Raw genomic sequence first — 23948 nt, 5'->3', positions numbered from 1 at the left:
CTGCAGTATCAAAATCTGTAGAAACCGTTTCTGGATTACAGTTAATCATAATTGTTTCGTAACCACATTCTGCTGCAGCTAAAACACCATGTACACAACAATAATCAAATTCAATTCCTTGACCAATTCTATTTGGACCAGAACCTAAAACAATTATTTTCTTCTTATCAGTTACAATACTTTCGTTGGCAATTGTAATCTCACCATCTGCAGTTTCAATTTCATTTTCGAAAGTTGAATAATAATAAGGCGTTTTTGCTTTAAATTCTGCAGCACAAGTATCTACCAATTTAAATACACGTTGTACTTTTAATTCTTCTCTTTTTGTATAAACTTCGCTTTCTAAACATTTAAGCATATGAGCTATCTGCCTATCCCCATAACCTTTTTGCTTAGCTTCTAACAACAAATCTCTATCAAGAGTGTCAATAGTATACGTAGCAATTTCTTTTTCTAAATGAAATAACTCTTCATATTGTTTTAAATACCACATATCAATTTTTGTGATATCATAAATCTTACTTAAAGGAATTCCTATAGCTATTGCATCATAAATTGCAAAAACACGATCCCAAGATGCATTCGTTAACTTATCTATAATTTGATTATAATCTGTATAACCTTTTCCATCTGCACCTAGACCATTTCTTTTTATCTCTAAAGATTGTGTTGCTTTATGTAAAGCTTCTTGAAAAGAACGTCCAATACCCATAACTTCTCCAACCGCTTTCATTTGTAAACCTAAAGTTCTGTCTGAACCTTCAAACTTATCAAAATTCCAACGAGGTATTTTTACGATTACATAATCTAACGTTGGCTCAAATAAAGCAGAAGTAGATTTTGTAATTCCGTTTTCTAATTCATCTAAAGAATAACCAATTGCTAATTTTGTTGCTACTTTTGCAATAGGATAGCCTGTTGCTTTAGAAGCTAATGCTGATGAACGAGAAACACGTGGATTAATTTCAATTGCAATAATATCTTCTTTTTCGTCTGGAGAAACTGCAAATTGCACATTACATCCACCTTCAAAATCTCCAATAGAACGCATCATATGAATTGCCGTATCACGCATTTTCTGATATGTTTTATCAGAAAGTGTCATTGCTGGAGCAACAGTAATAGAATCTCCTGTATGAATACCCATTGGATCCATATTTTCGATAGAACAGATAATCACTACATTATCGTTTTTATCACGTAATAACTCTAGCTCATATTCTTTCCAACCCATCATTGCTTTATCAATCATCACCTCGTGTATAGGTGATGCTTCTAAACCTCGACTTAATAACTCATCAAAATCTTTAGGATCATAAACAATTGAAGCTCCTGCTCCTCCTAACGTATATGAAGAACGAATAACTAACGGAAAACCAAATTCTTGTGCAATTTCTTTTCCTTTTAAGAAAGAGGTAGCTGTAGCTTGTGGCGCCATAGGAACACCAATCTTAATCATTAACTCTCTAAATTGCTCTCTATCTTCGGTAATATTAATAGCATCAATATCTACACCAATTAACTTTACTTCAAAATCTTTCCAAATTCCTTTATCATCAGCCTCAATACATAAATTTAACGCAGTTTGACCACCCATTGTTGGTAATACAGCATCAATTTGAGGATGTTCTTTTAAAATTTGAATAATAGATTTAGTTGTTAGAGGCAACAGATAAATATGATCAGCCATAGATGGATCTGTCATAATTGTTGCAGGATTCGAATTAATTAAAATAGTTTCGATTCCATCTTCTCTTAAGGAACGTAAAGATTGTGAACCAGAATAATCAAATTCACAAGCTTGACCAATAACAATAGGTCCAGATCCGATAATTAAAACTGATTTGAGGTCTTTTCTTTTTGGCATTGTAAGTTGTTGTGTTGTTTAGTGTTACAAAAATAGTTAGTGCTTAGGTATAAAAAAAGGTGTTACTTAAAAAAAGTAACACCTAATATTAACAAATTGTTAATCATTTATTTTTTATGTTTAGTTTCAGATGAAACAGAAATCTTCTTTCTTCCTTTTGCTCTTCTACGAGCTAATACTTTTCTACCATTAGCAGAAGCCATTCTTTCCATGAAACCATGTTTGTTTCTTCTCTTTCTCTTTGATGGTTGGTACGTTCTTTTTGGCATTATGTGTATTTTTAAAAATCTTCTTTATTATTTTTTTTTGCTCAACAAATTTTACCTCGTTTAAAGCGTGTGCAAATATACAACTGTTTTTAATTATAGCAAACAGTATTTAAAAAAAAATTAAAAAAAATTCTAATCACAAAAATACATTTTTTATAAATGTTTTTACTCTTTTTTATTTGACATAAATTTTAGAGTTAGTACTTTTGCGCAAACCTAAGAATACCATGAATAATACAAAGTACGTTTTTGTAACAGGAGGCGTAACATCATCACTTGGAAAAGGAATTATAGCAGCTTCTTTAGCTAAATTACTACAACAAAGAGGATTTTCTGTAACCATCCAAAAGCTAGACCCTTATATAAATATAGATCCAGGAACTTTAAATCCGTACGAACATGGAGAATGTTATGTTACAGATGATGGAGCAGAAACAGATTTAGATCTTGGTCATTATGAACGATTTTTAAACATTCCTACAAGTCAAGCTAATAATGTTACTACTGGAAGAATTTATCAATCTGTAATAAACAAAGAACGTAAAGGTGAGTTTTTAGGAAAAACTGTACAGGTAATTCCTCATATTACAGATGAAATTAAACGTAGAATTCAAATTTTAGGAGAAACTGGTGATTTTGATATTGTAATAACTGAAATTGGTGGAACCGTTGGTGATATAGAATCTTTACCATATGTTGAATCTGTAAGACAAATGTTATGGGAAAAAGGCGAAGAAAATGCTATTGTAATACATTTAACACTAGTTCCTTATTTAGCAGCTGCAGGTGAGTTAAAAACAAAGCCTACACAACACTCTGTAAAAATGTTAATGCAAAGTGGTGTGAGTCCAGACATATTAGTCTGTAGAACAGAACATGAAATTTCTGAAGATATTAAACGTAAACTAGCGTTGTTTTGCAATGTTAAAAAAGAAGATGTTATACAATCTATAGATGCAGAAACTATTTATGATGTACCTAACTTAATGTTAGAACAAGGTTTAGACGAAGTAGTTTTAAGAAAATTTAATTTATCTACAAAAAAGCAACCTGAATTAAAAATTTGGAATGAGTTTGTTAGAAAACATAAAAATCCAAAATCTGAAGTTGAAATCGCTTTAATTGGTAAATATATTGAGTTACAAGATTCTTATAAATCTATTACAGAAGCTTTTATTCATGCTGGTTCTACACATGAAACTAAGGTAAAGGTACGTTGGGTACATTCAGAAAGTCTAACACCTAAAAATGCTGAAAAAAAACTAAAAGGTGTTAATGGTATTTTAGTTGCACCTGGTTTTGGTGATAGAGGTATTGAAGGAAAAATAAGAGCTGTAAGATATGCAAGAGAAAATGACATTCCATTTTTTGGGATTTGTTTAGGAATGCAAATGGCGGTAATAGAATACTCTAGAAACATTTTAGGCTTAGAAAGTGCTAATTCTACAGAAATGAATAAAGGCACAAAAAACCCTGTTATTAATTTAATGGAAAGCCAAAAAGATATTACAGAAAAAGGCGGAACCATGCGTTTGGGAGCTTGGGATTGTGAATTAAAAAAAGATTCTAAAATATTTAATGCATATAAATCTGAATTAATTAGCGAGCGCCATAGACATCGTTATGAATTTAACAATGCTTATTTAGAAGAAATTGAAGCTGCTGGTTTAAAAGCAACAGGTATAAACCCTAAAACTGGTTTAGTAGAAGTTGTTGAAATACCAGAACATTCTTGGTTTGTTGGTGTACAATATCATCCAGAATATAAAAGCACAGTTTTAAATCCACATCCTTTATTTGTAGACTTTATTAAAGCCGCTTTAAAACAATCTAAAAAATAATTTAGGAACACTATTTGAACTATAATAGGCATATAATATAAAGCAGAAAAAAAGAAAACAAAACTGCTTTTTCACTACATTTGTCGCGTTTTTATCAAAAGTTTTTTTTGATTTAATGACAAAATGACAATTTATAAATATGGAACAAAAAAAATTCGACGTCAATTCTTTTATAGGAATGATTTTATTAGCAGGTATTGCTTTTTGGTGGATTAACTCTACAAAACTAGATGAATCTGCTATTGATACTGCTACAAAAACAGAACAAATTATTGAGGCAGAAAAAAACACATCTAATACTACTTCTGAGATTAAACCTGTTTTTGAAAACGATTCTTTAAAACAAGTTGCTTTTGTTAATAAATTGGGCGCTTTTGCTCAAAGTGCTATAAATGGTTCAGAAGGAAATTCTGTTTTAGAAAATGAATTAGTAAAATTAACTATAAATAATAAAGGTGGGCAAATTATAGAAGCTCAAATTAAGAATTATAAAACGCATGATTCTTTACCTTTATATATGATAAAAGATAAGAACGCATCTTTTAACATTAACTTTGGTACTAAAGATAATAGAATTTTAAATACCAAAGATTTATTTTTTGAACCAACGATTTCTAAAAACGGTGAAAACATTATCGTTTCTATGAAATTAAAAGTATCTGACACTCGGTTTTTAGAATACAGATATGAAATGAAACCAAATGATTATATGGTTAATTTCGCAGTTAGATCTCAAGGTTTAAGCTCTGTAATAAACTCTTCTACTCCTATTAATTTAGATTGGTCATTAATTGGGTATAGACATGAAAAAAGTTTAAAGACAGAAAACACCATGTATTCTAAACTTTACTATAAAGCAGATGGTGAGGTTGATGATCTTAACCCTAATGACACAGAAATTGTAAATAATGTAAATTGGGTTTCTTACAAACAACACTTCTTTTCTTCTAGTTTATTATCTAACACTCCATTAAATAACGCAACAGTAATATCTACAGATTTAGTAAAAAATGAAGAAATAGATACTGTTTATACAAAAAAATTCGAATTAAAAACTCCTTTGGATTTATCTAATGGAGAATTAAATTATAACATGAAATGGTTTTACGGGCCAAGTGATTATAATTTATTAAAAACTTTTGAAGGTACAGATTTAGATCAAACCGCAGATTTAGGTTGGGGAATTTTTGGTTTCTTAAACAGAACAATATTCTATCCTGTATTTAATTTATTAAAAGGGTTTTTATCTAACTACGGATTGATTATTATTTTAATGACCATTGTTGTTAGAATTATTATGTCTCCATTAGTTTACAAATCTTATTTATCTAGTGCAAAAATGAAGGTTATTAGACCAGAACTAACTGCATTAAATGAAAAATATCCTGGAAAAGAAAACGCAATGAAGCGCCAGCAAGAAACCATGGCTATTCAAAGAAAAGCAGGTGTAAGCATGTTATCTGGCTGTATACCAGCACTATTACAAATGCCAGTATTCTTTGCATTGTTTAAATTTTTTCCTACAAACTTATCTTTAAGACAAGAAAGCTTTTTATGGGCACCAGATTTATCTTCTTACGATGTTATTTTTAAGCTTCCTTTTACCATTCCTTGGTATGGAAACCACGTAAGTTTATTTCCAATATTGGCTTCTGTAGCTATTTTCTTTTACATGAAAATGAACCAGAGTCAGCAAGCAAATATGCAAGCACCTACCCAAGAAGGAATGCCAGATATGGGAAAAATGATGAAGTATATGATTTACTTCTCTCCTATTATGATGTTATTCTTTTTTAATAATTATGCAAGTTCTTTAAGTTTATATTATTTTGTCTCTAACTTACTTACAATTGCAATTATGTTAGTAATTAAAAACTATGTAATTGATGAAGATAAAATTCATGCACAGATAGAAGAAAACAAGAAAAAGCCAGAAAAAGCAAAAAGTAAATTCCGTCAGAGAATTGACGATGCTATGAAACAAGCTCAAGAACAACAAGCGCAACAAAAAAGAAAAAAATAAGATTCTTTTTTTATTAAATATTAACTAAAAACCTAAAACGTCTAGTTTTAGGTTTTTATTTAGAAACATTTTAAATATTACTAAATTCACATTTATATTGTAAATAATAATAGATATTCATAAAAAAAGTGTATATTTAAAAGAAAAAATGTATAAGAAAAACTTCTACATCTTACTTTTATTTTATTTAACTTTTAATAAAGTATATTCTCAATCTTCATATTGTACACCTATTCAGACTGGTTCTAACAATTCTTTTTATATCAGTAAAGTAAATATTGCAGATATTTTTAACACCTCAGATAACTCTGCAAATGTTTTTGAGTATTACAACACAATTGCTACAGATGTTATAGTAGGTGAATCTTACGCTACTTCAATCACTTATAAAGCTCAGAATTACAATCAAAATACTCTTAAGGTATGGATTGATTTTAATGGTGATGGTGACTTTAGTGATTCTAATGAAACTGTTTATTCTTATACAACAAGAGAACCTTTTAGTGAAGATGGAATAATAAGAAATTTTCAAATATCTATACCTTCATCTGCAACAACAGGAGAAACAAGAATGCGTGTTGCTATTAATAGAAATAATTTAAATGACGCTTGTGATGGAACGTGGCAAGAAGGTGAATTTGAAGACTATAAAATCATCATAAAACCATCACCTATTTCACCAACAGCAAATTGTGTTGGTGCTATTAATTTAAGTTTAGATATTTTAGGAAATGCTTCAATTACTGCTAATGATGTAAATAATAATTCTTTTGATGATTTTGATGCTCCTGAAGATTTAATTTTAACTTTAGATAAATATAATTTTGATTGCAGTAATACTTCTTCTCCAAACACAATAACACTAACCGTAACAGATACTGATGGATTATCATCTACATGTACAACAACAGTTAATATTAGTCCTTATTCAGGTAGTTTTGTAACACCTGTTATAGACGAGGTTACAGAATATTGTTTTTATTCTGCAGCAGCTCCTGTTATGAATTTTCAATGTGGACAAGAAATTGTAGCTACAACTACAGATACTACTACTTTTAACACAGCTGGAATTTATTATATAGATTGGGTATTTAATAATGGATCTACAACAGAAACTAGTACAGAAAAAGTTACCATACTTACACCTTCTACACCAACAAATATTACTGTTACAAACATTAGTGAAACTACAGCAAAAATTAATTGGGATTCACCAGATACAGGTACTTTTAATATTAGATACAGGTTAAATGGCTCCACAGATACTTGGACAGAAACTACAGCCACCACCACTTCTAAAATAATTACAGGTTTAGATGATGGCTTTACTTATGAAGTACAAATTAAAACCATTTCTAGCTGTGGTACTTATAGTAACTTAACAGTTTTTACTACTGTAGAAGTACAATATTGTGATAACAATGTTAACCTAAATAAAGACAATCAATATTATATATCTAATGTAAATGTTGGTAATATTAATAATTCTAGCAGCTCTAGCGCAAGCGTGTACGAATATTACAATTCAATTTCAACAGAATTAGCGATAGGAGAAACATTTTCTGGAGACATTACTTATACAAGAGCAAGTCATAACACTACTTTTGTTGTTGTTTGGATTGATTTTAACAATAATGGAGATTTTACTGATGCAGGTGAAGAAATATTAAGTGTAACCAACACTAATGACAGTAATTCTGTATTTACTATACCCTTAACCAATATTTTAGTACCTAGTAATGCTACTTTAGGTAAAACAAGATTAAGAGTTAGTATAAAGAAAAGTGCTGCTCCTACTTCTGCTTGTAATTTTGATCATCAAGCAGGTGAAATAGAAGATTATGATGTGTTTTTAACAGCTGTAGACGATACTTCTTTTGAATCTGCATTAATTTCTCAAGTATATAACTATAATAATGTTGATAATTGGATAGAAATTACAAATACAAATAGTACAGAAACTATTCCTGCAAATAAAATTGCACTAGCGTTATATAAAGACAAAAGTGGAGACCAAAGCAATGTTACACCTGATGCAACTTATCTAGTAAATTCAATAATTAACCCTCAAGAATCTATTTTAATTAAAAAACCTTCATCTACTATTACAAATGTAACTGGTTTAGAAATTGAAAACTCTGCAATAACTGATTTTAACGATAATAATGATATATTAATTATCACTAAAAAAACAGATGCTACTGCATGGGAAAATAGATTTGATGTTGTTACAAATATTAATAATAATAGCTCTTTAGTTAGAAGTGACCAAGTAACAATATATAATTCAAGTTATACAAATACTGAATGGATAGAATTTGTAGACGATAATTTATCAACAACAACAAATCCGCCAGAAAGACATCCACATGCACCTTTAATTTCTGAAGTGATAAATGCCAATGCTACGTCAAACGTAAAACTAGGTATTCATAAAATAAATAACACTGTAATAGCAAACGATGTCTGGTCTAATGGTTACCCAGATAGATCTAGAAACGTTTTAATTAATCAAGATCTAAGTTTTTCAGATAAATTAAGTGCTAAAAACCTTGAAGTTTCTTCAGCATTTAAATTAGCAATCTACAATAACTTACTAGTTGTAACAGATAGTATTAATTTAAATACAAATTCAGAAATTAAACTTTCTGGTACATCACAATTAATACAGACTCATACTAGAGTTACGAAGAGTATTTTAGGAGATGGAAGATTATTTGTAGATCAGAACTCTACAGTTAATAGTAAATATAGATACAATTATATGTCTTCTCCAGTATCTTCTTCAATTAATTCTGATTCATATACTATTGCTGACGTATTGAAAGATGGAACCATACCTACAACTATAAATTCTGTTGCAAAAAATATTAATTTTATAAGTGGTTATGATGGGAATTTTTTAAATTCTCCTACAGAAGCTATTAAAATTGCAGATTATTGGATTTATACTTATGATTTTGACGGAACAGCTTCTAATTATAATCATGTTTATAGTTCTGGAGCAATAAACTCTGGTAAAGGTTATCTTATAAAAGGTCCTGGGAGAGCCCAAAACTACACTTATACAGGTACTATTAATGATGGAAATTATAGTTTTAATACTACAGGAAATTTATCTGTTTTATTAGGTAACCCCTATGCTTCTGCGATTAACAGCAAAAAATTTATAGAAGATAATTTAGATGCAATAACAGGCACGCTTTATTTTTGGGAACATACTGGAGAAGAATCTACACAAGGTAATGAAGGCCATTATTATTCTGGCTATATTGGTGGTTATGCAACAAGAAATCTTAATGTAGGGCTTTCCGCTAATAATGTTTCTTCTAATTCGACTGCTCTTACTTATTATAATTACAATATCGAAGCAGAAAACGCTACTCTTGGAGGAGAAAGTAGCATTGAAGAAAATGCTGTATTATTAGAAAAAATAAATGATAGTTTAACTTTTAAAAATATTAATTCTAATAAAAGTGCAGATACTTTAAGAGTTTCTTATAAATCTTTAACAAATACTAATTTCGAATTTTATATAAACGGTTTATTAGAAAAAACACAAATTCTCCCTGCAACAGGAACTACTTATGATACAATACTAATACCATTACAAGTTAATAGTTCAGATATACTTTTACTAAAATTAAAAGAAAATAAAACAATAAATATTGATAAAATTATTTTTAGGTACTTAACAACATATTCTCAACCTGAGCAATACATACCAATAGCTCAAGGATTTTTTATTTCAACTGATGGAGATGGTGGAACAATTACTTTTAATAACTCGCAAAGAGAATTTATAACAGAAGGAAATAACTCTATATTTTTAAAAACAAATAAAAATAAGAATCAACAATATAAAAAAACCGATAATAATGAGCCTATTTTAAAAATAGAGATGAATTATGTAGACAGTAATAACTTAAATAGAACAAGAAAATTAGGAATTTCTTTTAAAAGTAACAATTCTTTAAATTTTGAAAAAGGTTACGACAGTGAATTGTTCGATTTAAATGAAACAGACTTTTTCTGGAGAATTCATTCAAATGATGCAAAATATGTAATTGTAGGTGTACAAGAAATAAGTGATGATTTAGAAGTTCCTATTGGTATTATTTTAAACACTCAAAAAGAACTAAATTTTAAAATTTACCAGTGGAATTTACCAAGTAAAAATGTTTATTTAATTGACAAGTTAACAAACAATTATTATCTATTAAATAATAATCAAATAAAATTAAATCTTAATTCAGGAGAATATTTAGATCGATTTTACTTAGGTTTTAATAATGGCACATTACAAACAACAAACATTATTAATACCAATGATGTATATATTTTTTATGATAAAAATTTAAAAGAAATTAATATACAAACAAATAAACAACCCTATGTTAACAAGGTAAAATTATATTCAATTCTTGGTAAAGAAATTAATAGTTGGAGTATTGATGATAAGAATAAAGATATAAAACTAAAAATAAATACTACTTCTCAATCGATATACATTTTAAAATTAACAACAAATAACGGAACTGTTTCTAAAAAAATATTACTTAATTAATTTTTATAAAAACAACATTCATTTTACTATGTTAAAGATTAACAATCTCTATAAATGATAAATGAATTAATCTCTTTTTAAATTAATAAGATTATAAAATAATTACTCAATTACTTTTAGTTAAGTAATAAAATGAAAAACAGAAAATAGCTTCTAAAAAATTAATCTTTAGAGTTAGGGGTTTCTTTACGCTCTTTAATTTTTCGTGTACCTTCATACAATTCGTACTTTACAAACTTACAATCTAAATCTCCATTTTTAAGTGCAATTCTTTTAGAAGTTCTTAGTCCAACTGCTTTTAAAGCTTGTACATCTGATGTTATCAACCACGCTGTAGAACCTGGATAATTATGTTTAAGCGTATCTCCTATTTTTTTGTAAAACTCTTCTGTGTCTATGTTTAAACGTTCTCCATAAGGTGGATTGAACAAAATAGTTGTGTTACCAAAAACTTCTTTGGTAGAATTAAAAAAGTTTACATGATGCACACCAATAAACTCATCTAAATTTGCACTAACAATATTTGCTTTTGCTTTTTGTACTGCAGATGGTGCTTTATCAAAACCCATAATTTTAAAATGAGAATTTCTTATTTTTTTTAACAAAGCGTCTTGTATAGTAAAATACAAGTCTTCATCGTAATCTTTCCAGTTTTCAAAAGCAAAGAGTTTTCTGTTGATGTTTGCAGGAATATTATTGGCAATCATTGCTGCTTCAATTAAAATTGTCCCAGAACCACACATGGGGTCAATAAAATTTTCATCGCCAGTATATCCAGACAATAAAACCATACCCGCAGCCAAAACTTCGTTTATTGGTGCAATATTGGTAGCAGTTCTGTATCCTCTTTTGTGTAAAGAATCTCCAGAAGAATCTAAAGAAACTGTTAACCAATCTTTTTGAATATGCACATGTATTTTTACATCTGGATATTTTAAATCTACATTAGGTCTTTTATGGTATTTATGACGAAAATAATCTGCGATAGCATCTTTAGATTTTAAAGAAATATAATGCGAATTAGAAGTAAAATTTTTAGAGTTTACAACTGCACCAATAGCAAAAGTACCATCAGCTTCTAAATAATTTTCCCATTTAATTTTCTGAATAGCTTCGTATAAATCTTCTTCGTCGTAAATTTTACAGGTTTTAATCGGTTTTAAAATTCTTACAGCCGTTCTTAAAGCAATATTTGCTTTGTACATAAAACCTTTGTCACCTCTAAAAGAAACGCTTCTTACACCTTCTTTTACATCTTGTGCGCCTAATTTTTTAAGTTCGTCTGCTAAAACACCTTCTAAACCAAAAAGTGTTGTTGCTGTCATTTTAAAATCTCTATTCATACTCATAAAATTGACTGCAAAAATACTATTTAAAAATAGCTTTTACAGTAATTAAGAAATTCATTTTAAGAAACGTAAGTTTTAATTACTTTTACAGCTAGAAACTATACAAAAGTTATAAGTTATAAAACAAAAAAATCAATCTTAATAGTTTGAGAAAATACAGGTATATTATATTATAAATGAAACAAAAAGATTGGTTTACAGATTGGTTTAACACACCTTATTATCATATACTTTATAAAGATAGAAATGATAAAGAAGCGCAATTGTTTATGAAAAACATTACTACTTTTTTAAACTTGCCAAAAACAACTCATATTTTAGACTTACCATGTGGTAAAGGGCGTCATTCTGTATTTTTAAACTCTTTAGGTTTTAAAGTTACTGGTGGAGATTTAGCTGAAAATAGTATAAAAGCTGCTAAAAAATTTGAAAATGATACTTTACATTTTAAAGTTCATGATATGCGCCAACCTTTTAATAATAAATACGATAGTATTTTTAATTTGTTTACTAGCTTTGGGTATTTTAAAGATGATAAAGAAGATATTTTAATTCTTCAGAATATTAAAAACGGATTAAATACAAATGGTTTTTTTGTTTTCGACTTTTTAAATGCTGAAAAAGTAAAACAAAATTTAGTTACTAAAGAAACAAAAGTTGTTGATAATATTACTTTTAACATAAAAAGAGAAATTAAAAATGGTTTTATTTTAAAGCAGATTTCTTTTTTTGCTGATGGAAAAAATCATTCTTATACAGAACAAGTAAAATATTTAGATCTTAAAAAAATGACTTCCTTTTTAAAAAAAGTAGGTTTTACAATAACAAATACTTTTGGAAATTATAATTTAGATAATTTTGATTCAAAAACTTCAGATAGATTAATTATTATTGCAAAATGAGTTACATCCTTTTAATAACTTCTGTTTTTATTGGTTCTTTATTGGTTTTTATTTTAAAACCATCTCATAAAGTTGTACGCTTATTATTAGCTTTTAGTGGCGCATATTTACTATCTGTCACTATTTTACATTTATTACCTGAGGTATATTCTACCTCTACAGAATATAAAAAAATTGGTATTTTTATTCTTGTTGGAATTATCATTCAGTCTGTTTTAGAGTCTTTCTCTAAAGGTGCAGAACATGGACATATTCATATACATTCTAATGGAAAAAAGTTTCCGACATTGTTATTTATAAGTTTATCTATTCATGCTTTTTCAGAAGGTTTACCAATTCATAATACTGGTGATAATTTATTGTGGGCAATTGTAGTTCATAAAATACCAATTGCAGTAGTTTTAACAACGTTTTTAATAAACACCAAATACTCTAAACTACATACTTTTATTTTTTTAATTGTATTTGCATTAATGAGTCCTTTAGGGGTTTTATTAGGTGATAAAATTCATTTTTTCTCAACATATGCAACCGAAATTACAGCATTCATAATTGGAGTTTTCTTACATATTTCTACAATTATTCTTTTTGAAAGCACTGAAAACCATAAATTTAACTTACAGAAATTTATTGCCATTCTTTTAGGTGTAATGCTTACCATTTTTACTTTGTAGTTTTTTACTTATATTTATTGAAGTTAAAATACCTATTTGTAGGTATATAATTTTTACAAAATTTACTTAAATTTGAAAATAACATAATTACTTAATTAATGGTAAAATATTTTACTTTATTAGAAATCAGAGAGTTTTTAAAAAATAACTATCTAGACTTATTTAATAAATATGAGAATTTAACATTATTGTATCCTTTAAAAATTAAAGAAAATCTATATGAGTTAAAAGGTAATATTGACTTTAAATTAGAAAAAAAAAAATCAAATCTAATTGTTAATAAAAATATAGAATATAATGATATAATAATCCCAATTTCTGATGGAAATACATTTATTCCCCTTTCAAATGAAACCAGTTTAAATAATATTAAAGTAGGTGATAGAATTAGAAATAAAGTAACATCATATAAAAGTGGAAGTGTTGGTTTTGTTTTTCAAATTAGAGATACTGAATCTTTTTTTCTAGTTACAAATCAACATGTTATAGGTCGAAATTATAAAGATAATGATATTATACAAAAAATTATTTCAAAAAAAGATCATCCAACAAAGTATAGAAATATCGGCACTTACTATGATGGAGTTGTTTCTAGCTATTTAGATTTAGCAATTGTTGAATTAACGGAAGAATTTAATCCAACAGAAAATGATGAGGTTTTTATAACTCAGAATATTATAGACTGTCAAAGAATTTTTATTAATAATATTACTCAAAATATTGTGTCTACTTACGCATATGTAAAAACTAGTAAAAAGAATAGTGATTTTTATGACCCTCCTATTATTCTAAAAGAACAAATAATTACAAATTATAAAATGTTTAGAGGAGATTCTGGTTCTCTTGCTATAAACTCAAGTAACGAAGCAATTGGTTTACTATTTGCAAAAAACACAAAATTTTCGGTATTAAATAATATTAACAACGTTATTAAGTACATATGTCATAAATTAAATATTAAAAAAGAAAATATAAAGATAATTAATCAATTTAATACTTAAAAATGGAACTACAAAACTTTAATTTAGATTTAAGACCTGACAAAGGTTTTCAGGTTGTTTGTGCTTATTCTGTAGCTAAAAATGCTTTTATGATATTAGGAGAATTTAATACTGAAAGAATAGCTCGTACAAAAAAAGTAAAAATTAAAACAATAAACTTTGCTATTAAATATCTAAATAATGATATCAGATATGTTGTTTTAAAACACTCGTTTGAGTTTATACCAATCGATAATATGGGGCTACCGGGTGTTAAAATATGTTTAAAAACTTCAGATAATCCAAATTTTGATGTAGCTAAATTTGAATTCTCACCACCTTTAGAAGTTAATATAGGAGGAAATGGAAAACTACGTTTTCATTTAGATTTTTCTGAAGATTGTGGGGGTGATACGACAAATGTTGGTGGTTGGCCTTGTTTAACAAATAAACTAGTATAATATTTGAAGAAAACATTATCATTACTATTATTATTAATTCTTTTCAATGGATACTCTCAAGAAGTAAAAAAAATACTTCTTGAGAGTTTTCATTATACCAATACATATCAACTAGACTCTGCATTAAATTATAATTCAAAAATTGATAATAAAAATTTAAGGGACCTTTTAAATTTAAATGTAAATTTTTTAAGATTTGGTAAAATTAGTAATAGAGACATTAATATTTTAAATAGTTTTAAGACCAAAGATTCTACTATTAAAGTTATATATAATATTCTTAAGGGAGATTATTTTTTGAATAATTTTCTAGGAAGAGATGATAAAGCTTTAGAATATTATACTAAAGCTTACAAGGCATCAATTAACTCTAATGATACTTTATTATTATGCGAATCACTTAAAAAGTTAGTTTATTACACACTTAAGTTTAATAGAGATAGTTTAATTTTAAAAAGATACAATAAAAATCATAAAAAATATATTTACAATACTAATGAAGAAGTCTTTTTTTTAATAAACCAATTAATTTATAAAATTCAAGTTTCTGCTAACTCAGAAAATCCATCACCAATTAATCAAAAATATTTTGATCATGCTTTAAAAAAAGCATTAAGTACTAAAAATAAAATACTAGAAGCAAATATTTATCATTTAATGGGGTTAAACTTTGCTTATTTTAAAAAAGAATATAATAAAGCTACAAAATATTATACTAAGGCCTATTCTATCTATGTAAAATATAAAGATGAGGCTTTTGCTCAACATAGAATTTTTAATTATTATATAAGCTTAGGTGCTATAAATTTTATGAGAAAAAAATTTAATGAATCTATAAAGCAATTAAAAATTGCAGAAAAAAATCAGGTTATCGCAAATAAAAAAAGAGATGTTGAATCAATGTATATGTGGTTTCATCTTTCGTATTCTGGTTTGAAACAATATAACATAGCTTATAAATATTCATTAAAAGAAAAAAAAATAAGTGATAGCATAAATCAAATTGAAAAAGATGTAAAATTAAATGATTTAAACATAAAATATCAAACTTCCCAAAAAGAAAAAGAAAATCTTCAATTAAAAATAGACAAAGAAAAAAATAGAAACCTTCTTATAGCTTCTCTCATATTTATCTTTACTGGTGGTATTATTTCTATTTTAGCTGTAAAAAGTTCCAAAAGAAAAAGAAAATTAGCAGAACAACTAAAACAACTTGAGGTTCAAAAAAATCTTACACTTTTAAAAGAACAAGAACTAACTACCATAAATGCTATGGTAGATGGACAAGAAAAAGAACGTAAAAGAATAGCTGAAGATTTGCATGATAATTTAGGAAGTGTTTTAGCAACCTTAAAGTTGCATTTTGAAAACCTAAAAATAAACCGTGAAAAGCAAAAGATTAACCAAGAAACTTTGTTTGATAAAACAGAGGGGTTAATTGATGAAGCTTATCTAAAAGTAAGAAGTATTGCACATGCTAAAAATGCTGGTGTAATTGCTAATCAAGGCTTACTAACTGCAGTAATAATAATGGCAGAGAAAATATCTTCTGCCGATAAAATTAAAATTGAAGTTATTCATTTTGGTTTAGACAAGCGTTTAAAAAATAGTTTAGAAATAACCATTTTTAGAATTATTCAAGAATTAATAACCAATATTCTTAAACATGCTGATGCTCAAATTTCTACCATCAATATTTCTTTATTTGATAAAAATCTCAATATTATAATTGAAGATGATGGAAAGGGTTTTGATATAAATAAAGTAAATCTAAAAAACGGAATGGGAATTAGTTCAATAAATACAAGAGTAGAACATTTAAACGGAACATTTAAAATAGATTCTAGTATAGGAAAAGGAAGCTCTATAATTATTGACATTCCTATTTTTTAACTCCTTAGTTGTAGGTATTATTAATAGTTTTAAAATATGTATTTTTATAAAAAAAGACTATGATTACAATTATTATGGCAGAAGATCATCAAATGTTAATAGATGGTGTAAAATCTTTCTTTGAATATGATGATAAAATTAATATTATAGACACTGCAAATGACGGAGAAGAATTGGTAAAATTGGTAACTTTAAAACAACCTAAAATGGTAATTACAGATATTAGAATGCCAATTATGGATGGAATACAAGCTACAAGAATTATAAAAAAACAACTTCCTCATATTCATGTTTTAGCAATGACCATGTTTGATCAACCAGATGCAATTAAACAAATGTTAGATGCAGGTGCAACTGGTTATATTTTAAAAAATTCAGGAATTAAAATGTTATCTAATGCTATATCAACTGTGGCTAATGGAGAAACTTTTTTTGACCCAAATGTTGCCTTCAATTTTATGAATAGCTATATAAATAATAATGTAACTATAGGAGAAACAGATAAGATTACATTATCTAACAGAGAAAAAGAAATTCTCAATTTAATTTCTAACGGAAAAACTTCTAAACAAATTTCTGAAGCATTATTTATTGCAAAAACAACAGTAGACACACATAGAAAAAATATGATTCGTAAATTAAATTTATCTTCTGGTAGTGAATTGGTTAAATATGCAATTGATAAAAAATACCAATTCTAATTTGCTACTTCATTAATAAATTTAATTCGCATTAAACGCAATTCTTCTTCATCATAATCACCATCAAATTCATCTAAAGCATCCTGAATTCTATCAGTTTCTGCTTCCATAAAATAATCATGAATTTCTTCTTGCTGATCTTCATCTAATAAATCATCTAATGAGTAATCAATATTTAACTTAGTGCCAGAAAAGATAATCATTTCCATTTCTTTAATTAAAGCACTCATTTCTAAACCTTTTGATTTCGCAATATCTATTAAAGGTAGTTTTTTATCTGTGTTTTGAATAATAAATAATTTTAAACCAGAATTTGTTCCTGTACTTTTAACAATTAAATCATCTGGTCTTAAAATATCATTTTCTTCTACATAACTTCCAATTAATTTTATAAATTCTTTTCCAAATTTTCTAGCTTTACCTTCTCCTACTCCATGAACCGTAGATAGTTCTGCTAAAGTAATTGGGTATTTTAAAGCCATATCATCTATAGAAGGGTCTTGAAAAACAGCAAAAGGTGGAACACCTAGTTTATTGGCAACTTTTTTACGTAAATCTTTTAAAATTTTTATTAATTTTTCATCAGAAGCACCTCCTGAAGATTTAGAATTTGTAATTATTGAATTATCATTCTCTTCATTATAAGTATGATCTTCAGTCATCATAAAAGAAACAGGGTTATCTATAAACTCTTTACCTTTTTCTGTTAACTTAATAACACCATATTGTTCTATCTCTTTTTTAATTAAATGTATCACCAAAACTTGTCTAATTAATGCCATCCAATAAAGAGCGGTTTTATCTTTTCCATTACCAAAAAATGGTTGTAAATGCGTTTTATGAGAAGTTAAAAGCGCATTTTCTTTACCAACAATTGTATTTACAATTTCTTTTGCTTTGTACTTTTGTAAGGTATTCTTAACCACTTTTAGTAAAAAAACTACATCTTCTTTGGCTTCATGTTTTTTCTTCGGGTTTCTAGAGTTGTCATCCATATCTGCTCCATCTCCATTTTCTACATCAAATTCTTCTCCAAAATAATGTAACAGATATTTACGCCTATTCATAGATGTTTCTGCATAACCAACAACTTCTTGTAAAAGTGCATGCCCAATTTCTTGTTCTGCAACAGGTTTACTTGCCATAAATTTTTCTAGCTTTTCTATGTCTTTATACGCATAAAATGCTAAACAATACCCTTCTCCATCATCTCTACCTGCTCTACCAGTTTCTTGGTAATAACTTTCTAAACTTTTAGGAATATCATGATGTATAACAAAACGTACATCTGGTTTGTCAATTCCCATACCAAATGCAATAGTTGCAACAACAACATCACAATCTTCCATCAAAAACATATCTTGGTGTTTTACACGTGTTTTTGCATCTAAACCAGCATGATAAGGCACCGCTTTAATACCATTTACTTGTAAAATTTGAGCTATTTCTTCTACTTTTTTTCGACTTAAACAATAAATAATACCAGATTTACCTTCTCTTTGTTTTACAAAACGGATAATATCTTTTTCTACTTCTTTGGTTTTTGGTCTAACTTCATAAAATAAATTTGCTCTATTAAATGAAGCTTTAAATCTATTAGCATCAGAAATGCCCAAAGTTTTTAAAATATCTTCTTGTACTTTTTCTGTTGCAGTTGCTGTTAAACAGATAATAGGCACATTATCTATTGCTTTAATTATATGCTTTAAATTTCTATATTCTGGTCTAAAATCATGCCCCCATTCAGAAATACAATGTGCTTCATCAATGGCAACAAATGAAATTTTTTGAGACTTTAAAAAAGCTACATATTCTTCTTTTATTAAAGATTCTGGTGCTACGTATAAAAGCTTTGTAATACCGTTAGATATATCTTCTTTTACTTGACTTATTTCTGTTTTATTTAATGATGAATTTAATACATGGGCCACACCATTATTCTCAGAAATACCTCTAATGGCATCTACTTGATTTTTCATTAAAGCAATTAATGGAGAAACTACAATTGCAGTTCCTTCAGACATTAAAGCTGGTAGCTGATAACAAAGAGATTTCCCTCCTCCTGTTGGCATTATAACAAAAGTGTTATTACCATCTACAATACTTTTTATTACTTTCTCTTGTAATCCTTTAAATTTATTAAAACCAAAGAATTTTTTTAGAGGACTATATAAATCCATTTATATAAATATTTATTTTTAAATTTATAATCAATTCACAAACATACTATAATTTTTGCTCTAACTATTTTTTATAGTAAATTTGCTCATTTCTTAATCTAAAGATATAACTTTTTTTTATTCTGATAAAATACAATACTATTGAAAAAAACAAACTCTATTATTAAAACTGCTAAAGAAACCATTTTAATAGAAAGTAATGCTATAGCTAATTTAGCAAATTTAATTGATGACAGCTTTGAAGATGCCGTTAAATTTATTTTAAATTCTAATGGAAGAGTTATTGTAACAGGAATTGGTAAAAGTGCAAATATTGCTACTAAAATTGTAGCAACATTGAATTCTACTGGCACACCAGCAATTTTTATGCACGCTGCAGATGCTATACATGGTGATTTAGGTAATGTTCAAAAAGATGATGTTGTTATTTGCATTTCTAAAAGTGGAAACACACCAGAAATTAAAGTTTTAGTGCCATTAATTAAAAATTATGGAAACAAAATAATAGCAATTACCGGAAATACAAACTCTTATTTAGGTGAGCATGCAGACTTTACATTAAATGCATTTGTAGAAAAAGAAGCTTGCCCAAACAATTTAGCTCCAACAACCAGTACAACTGCTCAATTGGTTTTAGGAGATGCTCTAGCAATCTGTTTACTAAATTTAAGAGGATTTACTAGTAAAGATTTTGCTAAATATCATCCAGGAGGTGCTTTAGGTAAACGTTTGTATTTAAGAGTAGCTGATTTAGTAGAAAATAATGAAATACCTAAAGTTAATGTTGCTGATACTATTGCAAATGTAATTATAGAAATTTCTGCAAAAAGATTAGGTGTTACTGCAGTTCTTAATAATAATGATTTGGTTGGTATTATAACTGATGGTGATATTAGAAGAATGTTATCAAAAACTACAGAAATTAATCAGTTTACAGCAAAAGATATAATGGGTAAAAATCCAAAAACGATACTTTTAGATGCTATGGCTATTGATGCTCTAACCACTATGGAAAACAACAGTATTAGTCAAATGTTGGTTGTAGATAATAATAAAAAATATGTTGGTGTTGTGCATTTACATGATTTAATTAAAGAAGGAATTTTCTAATGGCAGAAACACAAAAAGAAATGTCCTTTTTAGGTCATTTAGAAGAATTAAGATGGCATTTGGTAAGAAGTGCTTCTGCAATATTTATATTAGCTATAGGCTTTTTTATGTTTGCAGAACAGGTGTATGATCATTTCTTATTAGCCCATATTAAACCAGATTTTATTACATATCAATTATTTTGTAATTTTTTTAATTTATTTGGTTTAGAAAGTGATTTTTGTAACGTTACTTTTGCTGATAAAAAATTACAAAGTATAAAAGTTACCTCTCAATTAATGAATTCTATTTGGTCTTCATTAATATTAGGAGTAATCTGCTCTTTTCCTTATTTATTATGGGAAATCTGGAGTTTTGTAGCACCAGGATTAACTAAAAATGAGATAAAAAAATCTAGAGGATTCATTTTTACTGCATCTTTATTATTTTTTATAGGTTTGGCATTCAGTTTTTATGTAATTGCACCTATTTCTGTACATTTCTTGTATAATTATCAGATTTCTGAAAATATTGTAAATAGTTTTACACTACAATCTCATATAGGGCTAATTACCAATATGTTACTTGGAGTTTCAGTTTTATTTGAATTACCTGTATTAATTTATTTTTTAACAAAAATCGGCCTAATAACGCCAGATTTTTTAAAGAAATATAGAAAACATGCTTTAGTAGTTGTATTAATTTTAGCAGCTATTATTACACCACCAGATGTTGCTAGTCAAGTAATTGTAGCAATTCCTATTCTTATTTTATATGAAATAGGTATTAAAGTTTCTAAAAGAGTTATTAAAAAACAACAAAAAGATGCATAAAAAAGTTCAAGAATTTAAAGATTATCGAGAAAAAATGAATGATAAAATTTTAGATTCTGATAATAAAGTTATTAAAAGAATCTTCAATTTAGACACAAACGCTTTTAGAGAAGGTCATTTACCAGTAAAAACTAAAGAACTACTAGGTTTAGTAGCTTCTGCAGTTTTAAGATGTGATGATTGTGTACAATATCACTTAGAAGCTGCCATGAAAAATGGTGTTACAAAAGAAGAAATGATGGAAACAATGTCTATTGCAAATTTAATTGGTGGTACTATTATGATTCCACATTTAAGAAGAGCTGTTGAGTATTGGGAAGCTTTAGAAGAAAGCAATTTATAATATATTTAAGATTTCAACCTCAATCATTTACTATATTTGATTTATGATTTTAAGAGCAGAAAATATTGAAAAAATCTACGGCAGTAGAAAAGTTGTAACAGGAATTTCTTTAGAAGTTCAACAAGGTGAAATTATTGGACTATTAGGTCCAAATGGAGCAGGAAAAACAACTTCTTTTTACATGATTGTTGGAATGATAAAACCTAATGGAGGTAAAATTTTTCTAAATGATGAAGAAATTACTGAAGATGCCATGTATAAACGCGCCCAAAAAGGTATTGGTTATTTAGCTCAAGAAGCATCTGTTTTTAGAAAGTTATCTGTTGAAGATAATATAATGTCTGTTTTACAATTTACAGACTTAACCAAAAAACAACAAAAAGACAAACTAGAGTCTTTAATAGAAGAGTTTAACATTGGTCATGTTCGTAAAAATAGAGGAGATTTATTATCTGGTGGAGAAAGACGTAGAACAGAAATTGCTCGTTGTTTAGCTTCTGATCCAAAATTTATTTTATTAGATGAACCTTTTGCAGGTGTAGACCCTATTGCTGTGGAAGATATACAAAGTATTGTAGCACAACTAAAAAATAAGAATATTGGTATTTTAATTACAGATCATGATGTACAAGCAACTTTAGCCATTACAGATAAAACGTATTTAATGTATCAGGGTAGTATTCTAAAAAGCGGAACACCAGAAGAGTTAGCTGCTGATGAAATGGTTAGAAAAGTTTATTTAGGTAAAGATTTTGAATTAAAGAAAAAGAAAGTTTTTTAATTATTAAAACAACCAATATGCCAAAGAATTCCTGAAGGATCATGTAAAAAGAATTCTTTTCCCCAATTATTTATAACAATTTCTGATATTTTAACATTTGAAAATTTTTCTGTAAGTTTTTTAGATTTCAATTCTGCTAAATATTCTTCTAAATGTTCTAGTTCTAAAAATAACATAGAATTATCTACCCAATCTTTAACATATGCTTTTTGAAGATAAAAACTTAGTTTTTTATCAATTTTAAAAAGAGACAAATTTTCTGCTAAAACTACTTCAGAAAAACCCAATTCTTTATAAAAAGTTCTTGATTCTTCGAAGTTTTTAGCTCCAACAAAACTTCTAACTGATTTAAACTGTTGTATGTTTTCCATAATTATTAATTACAGATAAAGCTACGTAAATTATTATAATTAAAGGAATTGAAATATAATGCAAAAAAATAATCATCAATAAAGAAGACATTAAAAATAAATACTTCATTAAATTATTTTTAATTGAATACTCTTTAAACTTCAAAGAAAATAAAGGCAATTCTGCATTCATTAAATAGGTTAAAAGTATTGTAATTGCAATTAAAAAGTAATTATTTGTAATTAAATTTTGTGCAAATTCAATTGTTGAATATTCTTGTATTAAAGGCAAAGAAATTACAAACAAGCTCATTGCTGGTGTTGGCAAACCTATAAAAGAATCAGATTGTCTTGTATCAATATTAAATTTTGCCAATCTGTAACAAGCTCCAAGAGTTAATAATAAACCTAAAATTTGTATAAGTTCAAATTTAAAACCACTCCAACTCATAAACTCAGTATTTACAGAAAAAGAACCTAAATTATTATTTACAGATAATAAATTAAACATTATAATTCCTGGTACAACACCACTTGTAACCATATCTGCTAAAGAATCTAATTGTTTCCCCAATTCACCTGTAACGTTTAGTATACGTGCAACAAATCCATCAAAAAAATCAAATAAAATTCCAATTACCACAAATAAACCAGCTAAAACAAAATTACCTTCTACTGCTAAAATAGTGGCTATTGTACCACAAAAAAGATTACCAAGTGTTATTAAATTTGGAATGTGTTTTTTAATATTCATCTTAAAAATTAATTGAAAAGCTAAAATAAGAAATCAAAATTTGATGGTTTTCTAAATCGGCTTTTTTTTGTCATATTTGTAAGAAAGAATT

19 protein-coding genes are annotated in these 23948 nt (G+C 27.3%); 13 read left to right on the top strand and 6 right to left on the bottom strand.

What is annotated here, in order from left to right:
- Window positions 1-1867 (bottom strand): carbamoyl-phosphate synthase large subunit (gene carB, locus ABJG40_RS10990; protein ID WP_348024628.1); only part of this gene is annotated, 1867 nt, incomplete at its 3' end.
- A gap of 107 nt (window positions 1868-1974) precedes the next feature.
- Complete coding sequence (rpmH, locus tag ABJG40_RS10985; RefSeq protein WP_348024627.1) at window positions 1975-2136, bottom strand: 50S ribosomal protein L34; 162 nt, start codon at window positions 2134-2136, stop codon at window positions 1975-1977.
- 227 nt (window positions 2137-2363) lie between these two features.
- Between rpmH and ABJG40_RS10980 the strand changes: the two genes are divergently transcribed.
- The 3 genes from ABJG40_RS10980 (at window position 2364) to ABJG40_RS10970 (ending at window position 10567) form a co-directional block, all read left to right on the top strand.
- Entirely contained in the window at window positions 2364-3977 is a 1614-nt protein-coding gene (locus tag ABJG40_RS10980) for a CTP synthase (protein ID WP_348024626.1), read from the top strand.
- A 139-nt stretch (window positions 3978-4116) separates the two neighbouring features.
- Window positions 4117-6000 carry a membrane protein insertase YidC gene (yidC, locus tag ABJG40_RS10975; RefSeq protein ID WP_348024625.1) on the top strand — a complete coding sequence of 628 codons (1884 nt, stop codon included), beginning with the start codon at window positions 4117-4119 and terminating at the stop codon, window positions 5998-6000.
- 148 nt (window positions 6001-6148) lie between these two features.
- The gene (locus ABJG40_RS10970; RefSeq protein WP_348024624.1) at window positions 6149-10567 is read left to right on the top strand and encodes a GEVED domain-containing protein; all 4419 of its coding nucleotides are present in this window, start codon (window positions 6149-6151) and stop codon (window positions 10565-10567) included.
- 161 nt (window positions 10568-10728) lie between these two features.
- Here the strand turns inward: ABJG40_RS10970 and ABJG40_RS10965 are convergent, their stop codons facing one another.
- Window positions 10729-11910 carry a class I SAM-dependent RNA methyltransferase gene (locus tag ABJG40_RS10965; RefSeq protein WP_348024629.1) on the bottom strand — a complete coding sequence of 394 codons (1182 nt, stop codon included), beginning with the start codon at window positions 11908-11910 and terminating at the stop codon, window positions 10729-10731.
- Between the two features lie 182 nt (window positions 11911-12092).
- Between ABJG40_RS10965 and ABJG40_RS10960 the strand changes: the two genes are divergently transcribed.
- The 6 genes from ABJG40_RS10960 to ABJG40_RS10935 all read left to right on the top strand — a co-directional run bounded on the left by ABJG40_RS10960 (window position 12093) and on the right by ABJG40_RS10935 (window position 17527).
- Window positions 12093-12818: a class I SAM-dependent methyltransferase gene (locus tag ABJG40_RS10960; protein WP_348024623.1), complete on the top strand. Its 726-nt coding sequence runs from the start codon at window positions 12093-12095 to the stop codon at window positions 12816-12818.
- Complete coding sequence (locus ABJG40_RS10955) at window positions 12815-13492, top strand: ZIP family metal transporter (protein ID WP_348024622.1); 678 nt, start codon at window positions 12815-12817, stop codon at window positions 13490-13492. The genes ABJG40_RS10960 and ABJG40_RS10955 overlap by 4 nt, the downstream gene beginning before the upstream one ends.
- Window positions 13493-13590: 98 nt before the next feature.
- A complete protein-coding gene (locus ABJG40_RS10950) occupies window positions 13591-14493 on the top strand; it encodes a hypothetical protein (protein ID WP_348024621.1) in 903 nt (300 codons plus the stop codon).
- A gap of 2 nt (window positions 14494-14495) precedes the next feature.
- A complete protein-coding gene (locus ABJG40_RS10945; protein ID WP_348024620.1) occupies window positions 14496-14933 on the top strand; it encodes a hypothetical protein in 438 nt (145 codons plus the stop codon).
- Between the two features lie 3 nt (window positions 14934-14936).
- Window positions 14937-16826, top strand: a complete 1890-nt coding sequence (locus tag ABJG40_RS10940) for a sensor histidine kinase (RefSeq protein ID WP_348024619.1) — start codon at window positions 14937-14939, stop codon at window positions 16824-16826.
- 59 nt (window positions 16827-16885) lie between these two features.
- Window positions 16886-17527, top strand: a complete 642-nt coding sequence (locus ABJG40_RS10935) for a response regulator transcription factor (protein ID WP_348024618.1) — start codon at window positions 16886-16888, stop codon at window positions 17525-17527.
- Here ABJG40_RS10935 and ABJG40_RS10930 read toward each other — a convergent pair.
- Entirely contained in the window at window positions 17524-19707 is a 2184-nt protein-coding gene (locus ABJG40_RS10930; RefSeq protein ID WP_348024617.1) for a RecQ family ATP-dependent DNA helicase, read from the bottom strand. The genes ABJG40_RS10935 and ABJG40_RS10930 overlap by 4 nt on opposite strands.
- A gap of 141 nt (window positions 19708-19848) precedes the next feature.
- On the opposite strand from ABJG40_RS10930, the gene ABJG40_RS10925 reads away from it, so the two are divergent.
- From ABJG40_RS10925 to lptB, 4 genes are read left to right on the top strand one after another with little or no spacing between them, the layout of a single operon-like run.
- Window positions 19849-20817 (top strand): KpsF/GutQ family sugar-phosphate isomerase, encoded by a 969-nt coding sequence (locus ABJG40_RS10925; protein ID WP_348024616.1) that lies wholly within the window; start codon window positions 19849-19851, stop codon window positions 20815-20817.
- Window positions 20817-21629: a twin-arginine translocase subunit TatC gene (gene tatC, locus ABJG40_RS10920; RefSeq protein WP_348024615.1), complete on the top strand. Its 813-nt coding sequence runs from the start codon at window positions 20817-20819 to the stop codon at window positions 21627-21629. Before ABJG40_RS10925 ends, tatC begins: the two co-directional genes overlap by 1 nt.
- Entirely contained in the window at window positions 21622-21972 is a 351-nt protein-coding gene (locus tag ABJG40_RS10915; RefSeq protein ID WP_348024614.1) for a carboxymuconolactone decarboxylase family protein, read from the top strand. Before tatC ends, ABJG40_RS10915 begins: the two co-directional genes overlap by 8 nt.
- A 43-nt stretch (window positions 21973-22015) precedes the next feature.
- Window positions 22016-22753: an LPS export ABC transporter ATP-binding protein gene (gene lptB, locus ABJG40_RS10910; RefSeq protein WP_348024613.1), complete on the top strand. Its 738-nt coding sequence runs from the start codon at window positions 22016-22018 to the stop codon at window positions 22751-22753.
- On the opposite strand, the gene ABJG40_RS10905 is transcribed toward lptB, so the two are convergent.
- Together ABJG40_RS10905 and ABJG40_RS10900 are read right to left on the bottom strand one after the other, a co-directional pair.
- Window positions 22750-23124 (bottom strand): glyoxalase, encoded by a 375-nt coding sequence (locus ABJG40_RS10905; protein WP_348024612.1) that lies wholly within the window; start codon window positions 23122-23124, stop codon window positions 22750-22752. The two genes, lptB and ABJG40_RS10905, sit on opposite strands and share 4 nt — an antisense overlap.
- Window positions 23102-23857: a CDP-alcohol phosphatidyltransferase family protein gene (locus ABJG40_RS10900; protein WP_348024611.1), complete on the bottom strand. Its 756-nt coding sequence runs from the start codon at window positions 23855-23857 to the stop codon at window positions 23102-23104. Before ABJG40_RS10900 ends, ABJG40_RS10905 begins: the two co-directional genes overlap by 23 nt.
- Window positions 23858-23948 lie beyond the last annotated feature (91 nt).

It is taken from the genome of Polaribacter sp., from assembly GCF_039939415.1.
GTDB lineage: Bacteria > Bacteroidota > Bacteroidia > Flavobacteriales > Flavobacteriaceae > Polaribacter.
This window is presented reverse-complemented; position numbering and strand designations above follow the sequence as displayed.